7 protein-coding genes are annotated in these 13,088 nt (G+C 64.3%); 3 read left to right on the top strand and 4 right to left on the bottom strand.

Features of this window, described 5'->3' with window-relative positions; translation table 11 throughout:
• Positions 1 to 199 precede the first annotated feature (199 nt).
• On the top strand, positions 200 to 871 hold the full coding sequence (locus ACFWUU_RS05445; RefSeq protein ID WP_380172949.1) for a Wadjet anti-phage system protein JetD domain-containing protein: 672 nt from the start codon (positions 200 to 202) through the stop codon (positions 869 to 871).
• Between the two features lie 6 nt (positions 872 to 877).
• Here the strand turns inward: ACFWUU_RS05445 and ACFWUU_RS05440 are convergent, their stop codons facing one another.
• The gene (locus ACFWUU_RS05440; protein WP_380172947.1) at positions 878 to 2,554 is read right to left on the bottom strand and encodes a TIGR04141 family sporadically distributed protein; all 1,677 of its coding nucleotides are present in this window, start codon (positions 2,552 to 2,554) and stop codon (positions 878 to 880) included.
• Positions 2,555 to 3,656: 1,102 nt separating this feature from the next.
• Positions 3,657 to 5,087 (bottom strand): tyrosine-type recombinase/integrase, encoded by a 1,431-nt coding sequence (locus ACFWUU_RS05435; protein ID WP_380172945.1) that lies wholly within the window; start codon positions 5,085 to 5,087, stop codon positions 3,657 to 3,659.
• 618 nt (positions 5,088 to 5,705) lie between these two features.
• On the opposite strand from ACFWUU_RS05435, the gene ACFWUU_RS05430 reads away from it, so the two are divergent.
• Complete coding sequence (locus ACFWUU_RS05430) at positions 5,706 to 7,217, top strand: hypothetical protein (RefSeq protein WP_380172943.1); 1,512 nt, start codon at positions 5,706 to 5,708, stop codon at positions 7,215 to 7,217.
• Positions 7,218 to 7,791: 574 nt separating this feature from the next.
• On the opposite strand, the gene ACFWUU_RS05425 is transcribed toward ACFWUU_RS05430, so the two are convergent.
• Positions 7,792 to 11,031, bottom strand: a complete 3,240-nt coding sequence (locus tag ACFWUU_RS05425) for a hypothetical protein (protein WP_380172941.1) — start codon at positions 11,029 to 11,031, stop codon at positions 7,792 to 7,794.
• A 141-nt stretch (positions 11,032 to 11,172) separates the two neighbouring features.
• Between ACFWUU_RS05425 and ACFWUU_RS05420 the strand changes: the two genes are divergently transcribed.
• Positions 11,173 to 11,673, top strand: a complete 501-nt coding sequence (locus ACFWUU_RS05420; protein WP_380172939.1) for a hypothetical protein — start codon at positions 11,173 to 11,175, stop codon at positions 11,671 to 11,673.
• 824 nt (positions 11,674 to 12,497) lie between these two features.
• Here ACFWUU_RS05420 and ACFWUU_RS05415 read toward each other — a convergent pair.
• Positions 12,498 to 12,962: a hypothetical protein gene (locus ACFWUU_RS05415; RefSeq protein WP_380172936.1), complete on the bottom strand. Its 465-nt coding sequence runs from the start codon at positions 12,960 to 12,962 to the stop codon at positions 12,498 to 12,500.
• Positions 12,963 to 13,088 lie beyond the last annotated feature (126 nt).

Below are 13,088 nucleotides of genomic sequence, written 5' to 3'. Positions count from 1 at the left end.
TGCTGCGACAGAGCTCATCAGGCTGTCTCGGACACTCGACCGCACGGCCCGTCCGTTCCTGCCCACCCGAGTGACCGTTCCACGTGCCGCGTCGCCCGCGACGGCTGCCGCTGTTGCACGAACTGTCGTCTGGCGGCCGGAGCTGTCGTGGGTCCTCGACACACGCTTGACACTGGGACAGGTTGTCCGGCTCAAGGCTGTGAACACATGGTTGCGGGATCACTGCAAGGAACAGGACGTCCTTCCGCTACGCGAGCGATCGCTGCAGATCTTCAAACACGAGAAGGAGCTCGACCGGCTGCTGTCGACCGGAGTGTTCGGCCCGGGTCGGCTGACGCTCGAACTGTTGCGGACGTTCCGCACTCATCCACCGCTGCCGTCAGTACGGATCGGCAACGGTCCCGTGCTGCTCGTCGTCGAGAACGACAACACCTTCAACAGCATCCGCTCCACCCTCGCGACCAATCCAGGTCCGGTCGGCCACCTCGCCTGGGGCGCGGGCGGGGCGTTCGAGGCATCCGTACGATCCTGCGGTGAGCTCGCCGGGATAACCCGCATTCGCTACTTCGGCGACCTCGACGTCGACGGCCTGCGCATCCCGCGGAACGCTGCCACGACAGCCGCCGAGGGGGCCCTGCCATCGCTCCTCCCCGCGAACGGCCTCTACCGACGCCTCCTCAGGACGGAATCCGAGCAACCCGGCCAGAGACCTGCCCTCAGCGACGAGGCATCGTCACTGACGAGCTGGATCCCCGACTCCTCCCTTCGCGCGGACATCGTCGATCTCCTAGGTCGTGGCGTGCGGATTCCCCAGGAGGCACTCAATGCCTCACTGCTCCAGGCGGACCGCAGTTGGATCCACGATCTCTGAAAGCCTTCAATCGTTTGGCGCAGCTACACCGGCGAGTGGTATTCCACGGACCTCGATGTCGATCGGGACTCGGGCGGACTGCAGCATGCGCGCAGCCTGTATCAAGGCGACCTGTGCGAACGGAAAGAGCGTGCTGGGCGTGACGGCTTCGCCCTTCTTGAGCAGGATGCCGAACACGACCTTCGTCGGCACGAAGTCGTGTGGGAGCTCGCGTCCTCGTCCTTGCTGCCGTACGAGCTCTCTGAAGCGGGTCCGCGCCTGGGATGATCCTTCGAGGCCTTGTACAGCGACACAGGCCTGACTGAACAAATGGCTCAGCGGTGAAGAACTCGTGGCTTGCTTGACGTGGATCAGCTCGTTGTTCGGCCCGAGCAGATCGCAGGCCTCGAAGCCCCACTTGTTGTGGAACTCGTCCTTGACCCCTCGGCGGTCGAGGCAGACGAAGTCGAAGTCGGGGTCGAGCGCCGAGTTCTCGTTGTAGTCTCGCTCGGTCTCACCAGGTCGCCACGCCCGGAGCTCGAGGTCCGACCTGGTCTCGAGCAGTTGGTGTACCCGTTGCCGCAGGCGGTTGCGGTACTCGGCGTCGATCTCGTACCACCTGCCGTCGACCATGGCGAAATGGCGGTCCCTGGGCAGGACTGCCGTGGCCTCCAGCCACTGGATCGCCTTGCTGCTGCCGACCGGGTGGGTGCAGGCGTCGTCCTTGAAGGCGTACACGCGGCCGTTGCGGAACGCCTCCAGCTTGGGGCGTTCCCGGACGATCTTCGCCTGGTTCAGTAGTCCGTCCAGGGTGATCTCCGGGGAGGTGCGGTTGCTCTTGCCGAGCCGCACCTTGAAGGCGCGGACGTCCTCGATCCCTTCTGCCAGGTCCATTGGTACGACGGCACTGAGACGATGGCTGATGTTCTCTGGCGTATCGGTCAGGAGGTTCTCGACGTCGTCGTCCAGTTGATCGACGAGGTCGGTATCTCGGACCGGGGTGATGCGGTCGATGAACTCGAGTTCGGGACGCCGTTCCCGGTTGAGAACGCCGGCGATGGTGCGAATGTCGAAGACGAGCTCGACCGGATCGGTTGCCAGCCGGATCTGTAGCCCGACGCCGCCGTCGACCGAGGTCGCCTGTGTCGGACGTGAGCGACTCAGCTGGATTGTCTGCGACTTGCCGCTGGCGCGTCCGACCAGGTCCGCGTAGGCGTCGGCGACGTCGAACGCCCAGATCGCGGATCCGTTGGGCATCAGCGTGACCTCGGTTCGACCTCTGGCGCCGGGTCGGCGTCGCATCAGCTTGTGCACGTGCGTCGGGTCGAGGGCGCGGATCGCGAACTCCAGCCCGAACCGATGGTCCTTCGCCTCACCGGGAAGCAGACGGTATCCCTGTCCGTAGGCGATCGCGTATGCCGCGTCGTCCACGATCAGCTCGAGCAGGCCGGCGGAGTGCGTGTCGGCGAAATGCACGGTGTGGCCGAGCGTGCGGGAGGCCGCCGCGCACCACTCGGCGGACTCGCTTGTTTTGGTACGAAACGAACCCTGGACCCACAAGCCGGAGCAGTCCGCCACCGTGACTGGTCCGAAGTCGAGGTCTTCGAGCTCGTCGAGCTGTTCGTGGTCGAGTACATCGAACAACTCGTCGGCGCTCGTCGGCCTGCGCCACAGCCGGTGAAGTGTGACCTGCCTGGTGCGCACCACCTTCTCCGCCACTGCCACCCCCGGTGTCACTCTCCGTGCTGTTCCAGGACAGCACAGTGATCCCGGCATCGCACGTCATCCCGGCGAGCCGACAACCGGGACGACATGCGCTCGGCTTCGTTGCACCAGCAACCGACTGCGCGATTCGGGGCCGGCTCGCTGACAGCGTCTGAGACGCTGTAACTGTTATCCAAGCCGGGACGCCATCCGTCCAAGTGGTTGAACGATCTCAATGGCAGTCCTGGCGGGCGGCTGCAGTGATGGTGCGGCGACTCGAGTGCTGCGCGGCGAGCGTGTTCCGGGAGGTTGTCGCGGGCCCGTTCGGAGGCGTCAAGGCCGACCAGGTCTTGGAAGTCGTACCGGCCGGGTCCAGCGGAGTCGATGAGGCAGGCGTCCAGGAGTTCCAGGGCGGCCTCCGTGCGGTGCTCCAGCCAGTCGGCAACTGCCGCGGTCGTGGCCGTGCTGAAGGTCGGCAGCCGGATTACTCCGAGCAGCGTGAATAAGGCGTCGGCGTCCTGCCCGCTCGGCTACTCGCCCAGGTGCAGGTGGCAGGCGGCGATGCTAGCTCATACGCGAGATCGCCGTACGTCAGGATGTCTAGACGCCACGTAGTGTCGGTCAGCTCGTCGCGAGCTCTCGGAAGGGGCCAGTCGAGCCGAGCGGACAGCCGGGCTCCCGCGATCCGCAGTGCCAGTGGGAAGCCATCGCAGAGCCGGATGATCTCGTCGAGAGCGCTCGCCTCGTCATGGGTTCGCTCGATGCCGGCGAGCCCGAGGGAGCAACGCCCTCGCCTCCTCGGTGCTCAAAGCTCCGAGTTGGAGTTGCGTCGCGCGTTGTCGAGTGTGATCAGTGCGGCCAGGCTGGTGAGGTCCAGGCGACCTGCCGTATTTCGTCAGTCACTCGAGTGTTGTCGCTGAAGATCGCTGACACCCTCCTCGAGTTGGCTCCTGGCCAACCGCTGACTGCTTGTCCGACTGTGTTGCGTCGGAGGCAGACAAGACAAACATCGATCCGTGCCAGATGCAGGCCAGGTGGAAGATGCTGACAACGGTGGCCACCTGCAAGATTTCATGGTTCGGAGCAGCGTCGAGAGCGTCGCTCATGCGAGATCGGGGTCGTCGAAGGCGTGTTCGAGGGCTTGGGCGGCGCTGGGGTTGGCGGGTTGGCGGTGCAGGTAGGTGTCTTGGGTGATGGAGACTTTGGCTTGGCCGAGTTGGTCGGCGATTTGGCGGGCGGTTTGGCCCGCTTGGTCGAGGGCGGTGGCGGTGGTTTTGCGGAGGGCGTGGCAGCGGATCCAGGCGACCTTGTCCGAGTCGGTTTGTTGGATGGCTTCCTTGAGTTGGGCGAACAGGTCAGACGTGCTATCGAGACCGATGCCGTAGGTCTTGGCGAGGATTGAGACCAGCTGGTGGTTGGGTTTGAGGCGGCCGGTTTCGATGAGTTCGAGTCTGGTTTGTGGCCAGCCCAGGGTCTGGGCGGCTTGCTTGCGGCTGAGGCGTTTCTGGCGGCGGAAGGCGTGGAGCATTTGGCCGAGTTCGTGTCGGGCGGTGCTGCCGACGGTGGATAGGGCGGTGCGGAGGGAGCGGCGGGTGTTGGACGGGTCGCGGAAGCCGCCGATCGTGTCAGGGAAGACTGGGGTAGCGGGGCGGATATCGACGGCATGGCGGGCCCGGAGGCTGGTGGCGGCCCAGGTCGGGAGGCTGAGGACGCGTTCGCCGGTTCTCGATTTGGTGGTCTTGCGGATCAGTCCTTCGCCGGGGAGCCGCGCGATGGTGTGGGTGATTTCGACGGTGCCGTTGTCGAGGTCGATTTGGTTCCAGAGGACGGCGAGGGCTTCGCCGATGCGGACGCCGGTGGCGAGCATGAACGTGACCAGGTCGGGGAGATCTGCTTCGACGGCGTGTTCGTCGGCGGTCAGGCACGTCTGCAGGAGGACGACTTCTTCGGTCGTGAGTGCTCGGGGTGGGTGCTTGGGATTGGCTTCGATGGCGTCGACTTCGCGGGCGGGGTTGACGGTGAGGGCGCCGTAGCGGACGGCGAGTTTCATGGCGCTGGAGATGATGGCCCGGCAGGTTCTGGCGGTGGGGGCGCCGGCGTGCTCTTTGATGCCGGTGAGGGCGGCGTCAAGGCGCTGGGTGGTGGCTTCACCGATGTGGAGTTCGCCGATGGCGGGACGGACATGGTTCCTGAGGGCACGCCGGTAGGTGGCGAGCGAGGTGGGTGAGCGTGTCCCGTCGGCGACCAGTCCTTCGAACCTCTTCTCCCACAGATCGAGCAGATGGTTGACCTTGTGAGCTGCGGTGAGCTCGGCGGAGTGGTTGGTCTTGGCGCGGTTCTGGAGCTTCAGGAGCAGGGCGGCTCGGGCGGCGGTCTTGGTTGTGCCGGTGGCGGTGACGGCTCGGACCTTGCCGTCGTGGTCGCGGAACTTGGCGTGGGCCTGGTGCTTGGTGGGTTTGCTGTTTTTGGTGGTCTTCAGGGGCCTGGTGGAGATCTCTCCCCAGGTTCCGATGGGCAGTGGTGGCCTCGGCATGTGTTGTCTCCAACCGGTGTGAGGGTCGGAGGTTCAACGTTTGGCCGGTGCGGAAGATCTGCGAGGTCGCTGAAGGTCGTGAGGCGATGTGATGTGACGCATAGTCACGTCACCTGGAAGCCGCAGGGCTCAGCCGGTTGGAGAGATGTGTGGCTGAAAAGGTCGAGTAAAAGGTGACCTGTGGACATGAAGAAACCCAGGACACCGTGGTGACCTGGGCTTTTGTGCGCCGCCAGGGACTCGAACCCCGAACCCGCTGAATTCCACCTGAGGATGATTACCGTTTGCCGACGATGCGCGAAAGCTCCTACTGGCAAGGGATTCGCGGGTGGTCTCGTACGCATCAGTTGTCATCGCTCACCATTCTGTCGCGCTGATTGAGGTGCGTAAAGAGGTGCGTTGACACCGGCCGTTCGTCGACGTCGTCCGGGCGGTCAATGCGCCAATGACTACTCCCGGAGGGCTCGCGCTGCGCCGTCGGGCGTTCGTGACCTATCGAGACGGTCACTGCTGCCCGGGACCGGGCGGAGAAAGAGTCCCCGACCGACGGTTGTAGTGACGAGTACTGGTGTCCGTGCCGTCGAGGACGACGTCAATGGATCGCGATAGCCTGCAGCGATGGGGGATGGCGCAGGAATCAGCGAATCGGAATGGGTCGCTCAGGTCCGCGGTCTCGATGTGAACAAGGCATGGCATGTTCTCGAGTCCGACGGTAGGCGGCTGGTCCGAATCGACGCCCGTTCGGCCGAGGAGATTCTCGTCCGGTTCTGGGGAACTTGGCACGCCATGGTCCGGAACCCTGAACCGCACTTCCTATCGGCTCTGCGAAACGCTGTCGCCCGGCGCAGCACGTCGGGGCTCCCCGATCTCCCGCGTGCGGTGGCGTCGGCGGCAGGCTGGATCTCATCGAGGGAGTTGCTTGCCGCGAGCCGCGTCGGGACCCGAACAGGGTCCACCTCCGATCGGAGCGAGTATGAGGTGCGCGCGGATCAGATCATCCGAGCCCAGGCGGATCCCTGGCTCGTGGAAGTGTGGCAGCAGCTGTATCTCCTCATGCAATTGGAATTCACCGACAGGATCGAGTTGGACGGGGTTCGTGGCCGTCTGACCGAGCTCGCCTCCTCGCAAGCGGCAGCTTGGATGGAGCTTCTGCCCTGGATTCTCTCTCTGGATGGTTCAGCCCAGGGTTTTGTTGGCGACCTGACGCAGGAGCTTCTGTTCACGCATCCTGACCTGATCGACCGGGTACGCCGGTATGAGACTCACCTGTATGCGAAGGTCGCTCTACGGGCGACCGGGTTGGTCCAGCGGAGCAAAGGCGTCGGCGCTGGGGACTGGGCCGTCGAGGTAGCTGCTGCGCGCCTGGACGGTCGAAGGGACGTTTATCCGCGGCCTCTCGCCGCTCCTGCAGCGACGTGGCTCGCCGATCCCGACCTGGAGGAAATCATCCGGGGTGCTGCCGGGGTAGCGATTAGTGAGTTCCGGCCGATTGCTGAATCGCAGGGGGGAGCTGAGGAAGAAGGCCTGACCTCCGCCCTGCTGGCGTCTCTCCGCACGGCCTTCAAAGAGGTTGCGCGCACGCTCCAGGTGACTACCAATCGGCGTACCACGGCGCCTGGGGTGCGGCTGTCGCAGCGAGTGGTTTCGAAGAAGGAAGAGAGCCGGCTTCGGGCAGATGTCTGCGTCCTTGTCAGCGTGGAGCTAGCGGGTGACCTGAAGATCCGTTTTGGCGACCTCGTGCAGGTCAAGAAATCCGGGCTGTTCGCCAATCGAGGAGCGCACCACGAGACCTGGCGGATCGATGTTCAGCAGTTGCGAGAGTTGCTGAAGCTCAGCGGAACAGCGGTCTATTGGTTGATTCGCTCTGATGGCGACGTTCTGGTGGTTCCAGGCAAGGTGCTGTTGGGGATCGTCGCAGAAACCGCCCAGCCAGAGGCCACATCGCGAACGATTCGTTACAGCGAGATTCGGCATGCCGCGGTCGGTCTGGGGAGCTACCTTTGCGATCTACTGATGGGAATGTGGCTTGGAACCGCGGACTCCGCCATGATCTGCACGTTGGACGGTACGGACGCGCTGACATCACCACTCGCGATCCTCGAGGTGGCTGTGGTCAGCCAGCTTGGATAGCTGCCAGCGTGACTGCCCATCTTGAGGATCCGTGGCTCCGTGCCTGCGATGAGTCCGCGCCTGTCTCGCGCCGGGGCGCGCGCGGCCAGGGCTGGTTCCGAAATCACTTCTGGTCTCGATGTGAGAGCAAGACTGGCGACCCACCACGCTGTCGTGAGCTACCCAGGAGTCCCAATGCAATCGACCATCGAACAGCAAGCTCACAGCCATGGTCAGGCAGTTCTCGGCCGACCAGGCTTCACGCCACCGATACACGCGCTGCTCGCACTCGCAGGGTGACGCGCTGATCGCCGACCCTGTCGCGTCCACCACGCAGTCGACCACAGTTTCACCACCCAGAGCAGACGGTGGAGACCCGCCCCGCGTCATCCGCTCGGCCGCGGTTGGCCGGTGCTGATGCGGCTGATCCGGTCGGCTACCGGCGCATCGATCGGTCGTCCAGTCGTTCCTCGATGCCGACCAGACGCCGACGGAGCGTCTGAAATCCGCCGAGCGAGGTGTTGCCACAGGTGACGATCTCCGTGCCTCGACAGCGCAGAATCTTGCCTGCAGGGGAACCAGTCCTGACTCGGGTTCAGCAATGTCGTACCTGGGGTTTGACCGCTCCTACAGTTGTTGCGAGGTTGACGAGATCAGGCGTCACTACGTCCAGCTCTCGGCACAGTTCGTCACGCGCGGTGTCGGACATAGCCCAACCCAAGGGAGCCTGCACACCTGGGTGTGGTGCGTTTGCTATTCGGAAGAACGACCGGCTGCCGAAGGCTTCGTACGAGCGCTGGCGTGCCGCCTGTTCAACTGTTTGTGCAACCGCGAGCCTGGTCACTGGTGGGACAATCAGCTCGTGCGCGCGCCCTGAGCCTGTGCTTCTCGCGACTGTGCCGTACCCGTTGTCGATCTGGACGAAAACCGGCCGGATCTTTCTGGCTGGCCTGCGGGTCTGCGCGATGGTCGAGCATCCGATCTTGCAGATCTCGTACAACTCATTGTGGCTCCTGATTCTCGGCAGCAGCCTCTCGTAGATGTCCGTCGCAGTCATGGCGCCGCTGTTGTCGAGGTACCCGCCGTCGACTACGAAGGTTCGCACTTGGTTGTTGTCGCAGTTCGAGAGGCGTCCGGACGGGGTCACATAAGGGAATCGTGCGGACAGCGTTGCGGCAGTGGACATAGCCAGGTCCCGGCTTGGGCAGAGGTAGAGGTCGGTCAAGTCGTAAAGACCGGTCGAAGCAGTTCGGCCGGCGTCGCTTCCGCTGCTGGGCACGCTGCGGCAGCCGAATGTGCTCGGGGTGTTACCGGTGTCCAGGTCGGTCAACTGGACTGGTGCTGTCAGTGCGCGGCATCCGCTCTCGACCGCGGTTCCGTTGAGTAGGGCGAGGGGGCGCCACGCATTCGTGGTTGCTGTGGTCATCGGGCGGTAGCCCTCGAGGAACGGATCGGCGAGGGCAGGTTGGCTGTGTTCGAGAGACTCCTCGAGCAGCGCGGCCCGGTCGGGGCCTCCGTACCCGAGCATTGATCTGGGGACGTCGGCATAGAGCATCCACGAGGTCAGGCTGCTGAGATGGTCGACAGCGAGCGACTTGTCGTACCACTTGATCTGGTCGCCGGTGGGCGCGTGCTGGTACCAGGGGCGATGGGCGCTTGGGGCGTTGAGCCAGGACATGATGCCCACGCTCCCGCCGGATGCGCCGCTGAGGGCGAAGACCTGGCTGGCTCGCGAAGTGCACTTGGTGGTGGCGGTTGTGGTCGGGAAGAGCTGATCGAGAACGCCCGCGGTCCAGTACGCCGCTCTGATGCCGCCACCCTGGGCGGCGATGAAGACCATCGGGAGTTCGGCCGGCTCGTGGTTGGGAGCACCCACTGCGCAGTTCGCCGCACGCCAGATGTCAAAGGCGCGCTCCACAGTCAAGACCGGGGCGGTCGTCGACTCCTCAGTCCGGACTGGGTGGTGGCCAGTCGTGTCGAGAAGCGAACCGATAATGAACCACGCGATCAGGATTCGCAACACCGGAGTGCGAGTCACGGCTAGGGCGCGGAGACCCGCGACCGGTACGACGCGATCGCTGATTCGCTGTAGCTCGGTGCCGACGAGGAGAACCGCGGACAGGAAGAGGGCGATCAGGCCGACGGGTCCGACGAGAATCGGGAAGGCTTGTCTGGTGGCGGGGACGAGCGCCATCAGATACGCGACCGCGGCCGCTCCCGTGACAATCAGGTAGGTCCTGGGACGTCGGGACATCACCTTGGCGGTGACGTGGCTCCTGTCACGTGACTCGAGCACAAACGGCAACGCAACTGCTGCGGCGAGGAGGCCCAGCCCTAGAATCACGAGCATCAGCAGTCGCCCGCCGCCGGCTGCGGTGGGCGAGCCGAGGACCACGAGGGGCGGGAATGCTGCTCCCGTCGCGGAGACACCGATGGCGGCCAGCGGCAGAGCCGCGATCCATCGAGCAACCCGACTTACGCGCAGTTGCGAGTCCTCGTCGGGCATCCGGGCTCGATCCGCTACCTTCGCCTTCGTCGTCGTGTACCCCTCCTGAGTTGCTGGGAGATCGTGCATCATGGGTTCCTCATTGCCCCAGCGCCAAGGTGGTGCTCCAGCAAACGCTGACAGCAAGGCGATACCTGCGAGGCAGATACCGAGTCCTCCCAGGTTGCGCCAGCCGAAGGCGGCAGCGATGAGACAGATGAGGGCGGCTCCCGCGACGGCGAGCGGCGGGGGGCAATCGATGGTCTCCTCTGGGGAGAGCGCGACCACTTGTGCACTTCGCCATAGCAGCAACGAGAATCCGAGAGCGGCGGCGAGGCTGATCAGCAGCGTCGAGACGCTGAGTAGATTCGCACGGGTGTCGGAGTGGGTGTCGGCCCAGTCACCCCATCGCAACAGGGCATCGACGATCTGGTTCTGTCCGAGCCCGGTGAACAGAACTACGAACAGTCCGCTTGCTACGACCTGGAGCCGCAAGAGCGACCAGATCTGCCGAGTCCCCAGGTGTTGTCGAGCCGCGTGAGCGTCGTCCGGAGTTTCACCACGAGGACCTTGGTCGGTGGTCACGGTCCTGCCGTCGGCTTCACCCGGGTCTTTGATGTGCGGCCAAGCGCAGAGCAGGACGAGTAGTAGTCCCAGGGTGGCGAGCGAGATCAGCTTCGCCGGCGGCGCAATGGCAAGGACAATCCCCGCGGCGTTTACCAGGCTCCTGGAGGCACCGGGTGAGCCGACGATCCACCGTGCCACGGCTTCGGCCAGTTCGGCGATCAACAATCCGCCGAACAGAACGGCCAGTGCCCCGGGCTTAGTTGCTTCGCACAGTCCATGTCCCAGTGCCTGATGCGCACGATGCCGTCCGGGATCCGGTGCTCCTTTGCTGCTCTCGAGGCCTTCCCTTGTTCTCCTGCGAAGGAGTCTGATGAGGTGAAAAGCAAGTGTCACGTAGATGATCAGGAGGAGAAGGTGCAGGCCGACGTACCAGCGAACGAGGCGAGCGCCTGTGCCGTCACCGGGATCAGGCACCCGGGAGCTGCGGTTGCTGAACGCATCCATACAGGTGGCGGCATTATTCCCCAGGGCGGTCTCGCTGTCGGTGCCGCTTGGCCCTGTTGTCGGTGCTTCGGCGTTCTGCGGTTGTGAGTAGCTGCGCCACAGGCACCACGCCTGCTGCGATCGGCTCTTGGCCTCGCCGAGGTCGAAGGTACTCCGGACCGAGCTAATCGATCGTGCAGGCAACTCCGGGACCTCGATCCTGCCCAAGCTCGAGCTGAGCTCGTGTAGCAGGACAAACAAGACGACGATCAGCGCGGCGGCGGCCGCTGCTACCCACACGCTCCGACGCGAGGCGAGGACCAGACCGTCAAGCCCTCCGTCCGGAACTGCTGGGGTATCTTTGCCACTCCCTGACATTCTTCCCCCACCCCCCAAGAATTCAGAGTGCGTCTTCGAGCAAAGATGGGTCAAGATCAGGGGATGCACTTTGCCGACAATCTATGGATCGGCAAAGTGCGTGCCGCGTCATTCACTTGTTCGAATGACGGCCACTCAATTGCCCGCCGTGATGCGATGCCCCCACATCGCGATATTTGCGCCAGGATTGTCTGCGTGCTGATCCACTTAATGACCTCAGTTGTCATCAACCTGGTGGTGGCGGCTTCGCCCGCCGCCGTTGCATTGCTTGTTGGACTGGCTGCCGCGGCCATGAGCTATAAGACTGCGGGCCGGACTGCGCGCGACAGCTTTGTCCATCAGCGTCGGTTGGCAACGGACGATCGCTTCTGGCACAAGCGAGCATCCACTCACGTTGAGGTCCTCGAATGGGCGACCCCGAGCCAGACGGAACTGTCAGCCGATGGTGCGATCGCGGAGTTCGAGGCGTTCGCAGGAGGTCTGGAACTGCCACCGAATCTCCGGGCCGAGCTGCGTGCCTTCGCCTCGGAGGCAGTCGTAGAGGTCGCTGAAACGTTCGAGTAGCCGTGTAGTCCTGTGCGCGACTTGCCGCTGAGTTGCAGCGACAGCTAGCAGTTGGCAAGACCGTCGTCTCGCGAATCACGGCTCAGATCGGGCGGTGCAGGAATCGGTGACTCGTTTAGCCGGCTGATGAGCGACGATCTCACGCCCGGCCGAGGGGCCGTCGGTGCCGGAATGTTCGCATGAGGAACGAGCCGTTGACGTTGGCGTCGAACAGATCCGGCCGGTCGCGGTGGATCCGCTTGAGATACCCGACCGGTCCGTCGAGCTTGTCGGGCCAGGCCGTTGAGGAACGTCGACGTCAGGCGGTAGGTTCCATCAACTGGGGTCACGCCGTATTCGTCGATCGCGGCCTCCGCGCTGGAAACGACGACCATGCCGTCCCGGTGCGGACCTTGCTGGCGAGCGCTACGAAGTCGAGCTTCTGAGTGTGCTGAGTCTGCAGCATGCCCAACAGCGTCTGCAGGTCGCTGTTGCGTAGGTGGTCTCGTCGGGCATGGCGAAGGTCTGCTCAACGGTCATCGGAAGACTCCGGTTCTGCCAGGCGACGGGTGGACGGTCCTTGGGTTGGCCGACTGTTTCCTCCCCTCTGGCGAGCGGAATCCGGACCGCAAGCGGCTGGAAGGCAACTGCCGGCCGCCGCCGCAGGCGAGGCAGTTGACCTCCAGACATATCGGGTCATGATGACGTGGCCAGGGAGGTGGCGAAAGAACGGTCTTTACAGCGCCTACGACGTCGGCTCGATCGTACGGCCACGGGCCGGTCGGATCATGTCCGGGAACCTCAGTTCGGTCGCTCTGAACGGCGACCCCAGCCGACGCCTCTCGTCAAGCGTTGCTCTCTTCTGCCGCTCGTGCGACGCTCGGAATCGGAGGGGAGCCGTGGCTCGCAACGGTTTGTGGGGATATCCAGGGATGGCAGCGCTGTACGCCGTCGCGCTCGCCGGTGCCGCGATCCTGGTTGTCATCGCTCTCGGCCGCGCGGACGACGACACCAGCCTGCCGACCGGGTCTCCCAACTGTCGTGGTTGCGTCGGCGAAGACGCTGACGATCATCCCGACTGCGGTCAAGGTCGGCTCACCGGTGGAGATCACGGTCACTCCAACGAACCAGGTGGTGTCTGTCGCAGCAACCACAGTCGTGACCCGGACCGTCACGCCGACAGAAGTACGGATCGGAACGCCGCCTGTCGTCAGCACCTTGACTCCAAGGGTGACGGTTACCGCACCGACGCGGACTTTGCTCGACGCGGCGACCGACGACACGAACTGACCGAGATTCAGGCGATTCACCCGAGAATCCGTTTCGTGGAGGCGTCGCCCACGACGTGCCGGAAACCGAGGATTAACCCGCGACATTTGCGCACACCCCGGTTCTGAGCCTCCGCAGTTCGCCAGCGGCGTCTGCGCTGGCGTCGG

It is taken from the genome of Kribbella sp. NPDC058693 (assembly GCF_042715335.1).
Taxonomy (GTDB): Bacteria; Actinomycetota; Actinomycetes; order Propionibacteriales; family Kribbellaceae; genus Kribbella; species Kribbella jiaozuonensis.
Note: the sequence above shows the minus strand (reverse complement) of the source record. Positions and strands in the feature narration are given on the sequence as shown.

Excerpts from the sequence above, each read along its gene's own strand:
- ACFWUU_RS05435 (WP_380172945.1), bottom strand. The coding sequence starts at position 5,087 with ATGCCGAGGCCACCACTGCCCATCGGAACCTGGGGAGAGATCTCCACC.
- ACFWUU_RS05430 (WP_380172943.1), top strand. The coding sequence starts at position 5,706 with ATGGGGGATGGCGCAGGAATCAGCGAATCGGAATGGGTCGCTCAGGTC.
- ACFWUU_RS05420 (WP_380172939.1), top strand. The coding sequence starts at position 11,173 with ATGCACTTTGCCGACAATCTATGGATCGGCAAAGTGCGTGCCGCGTCA.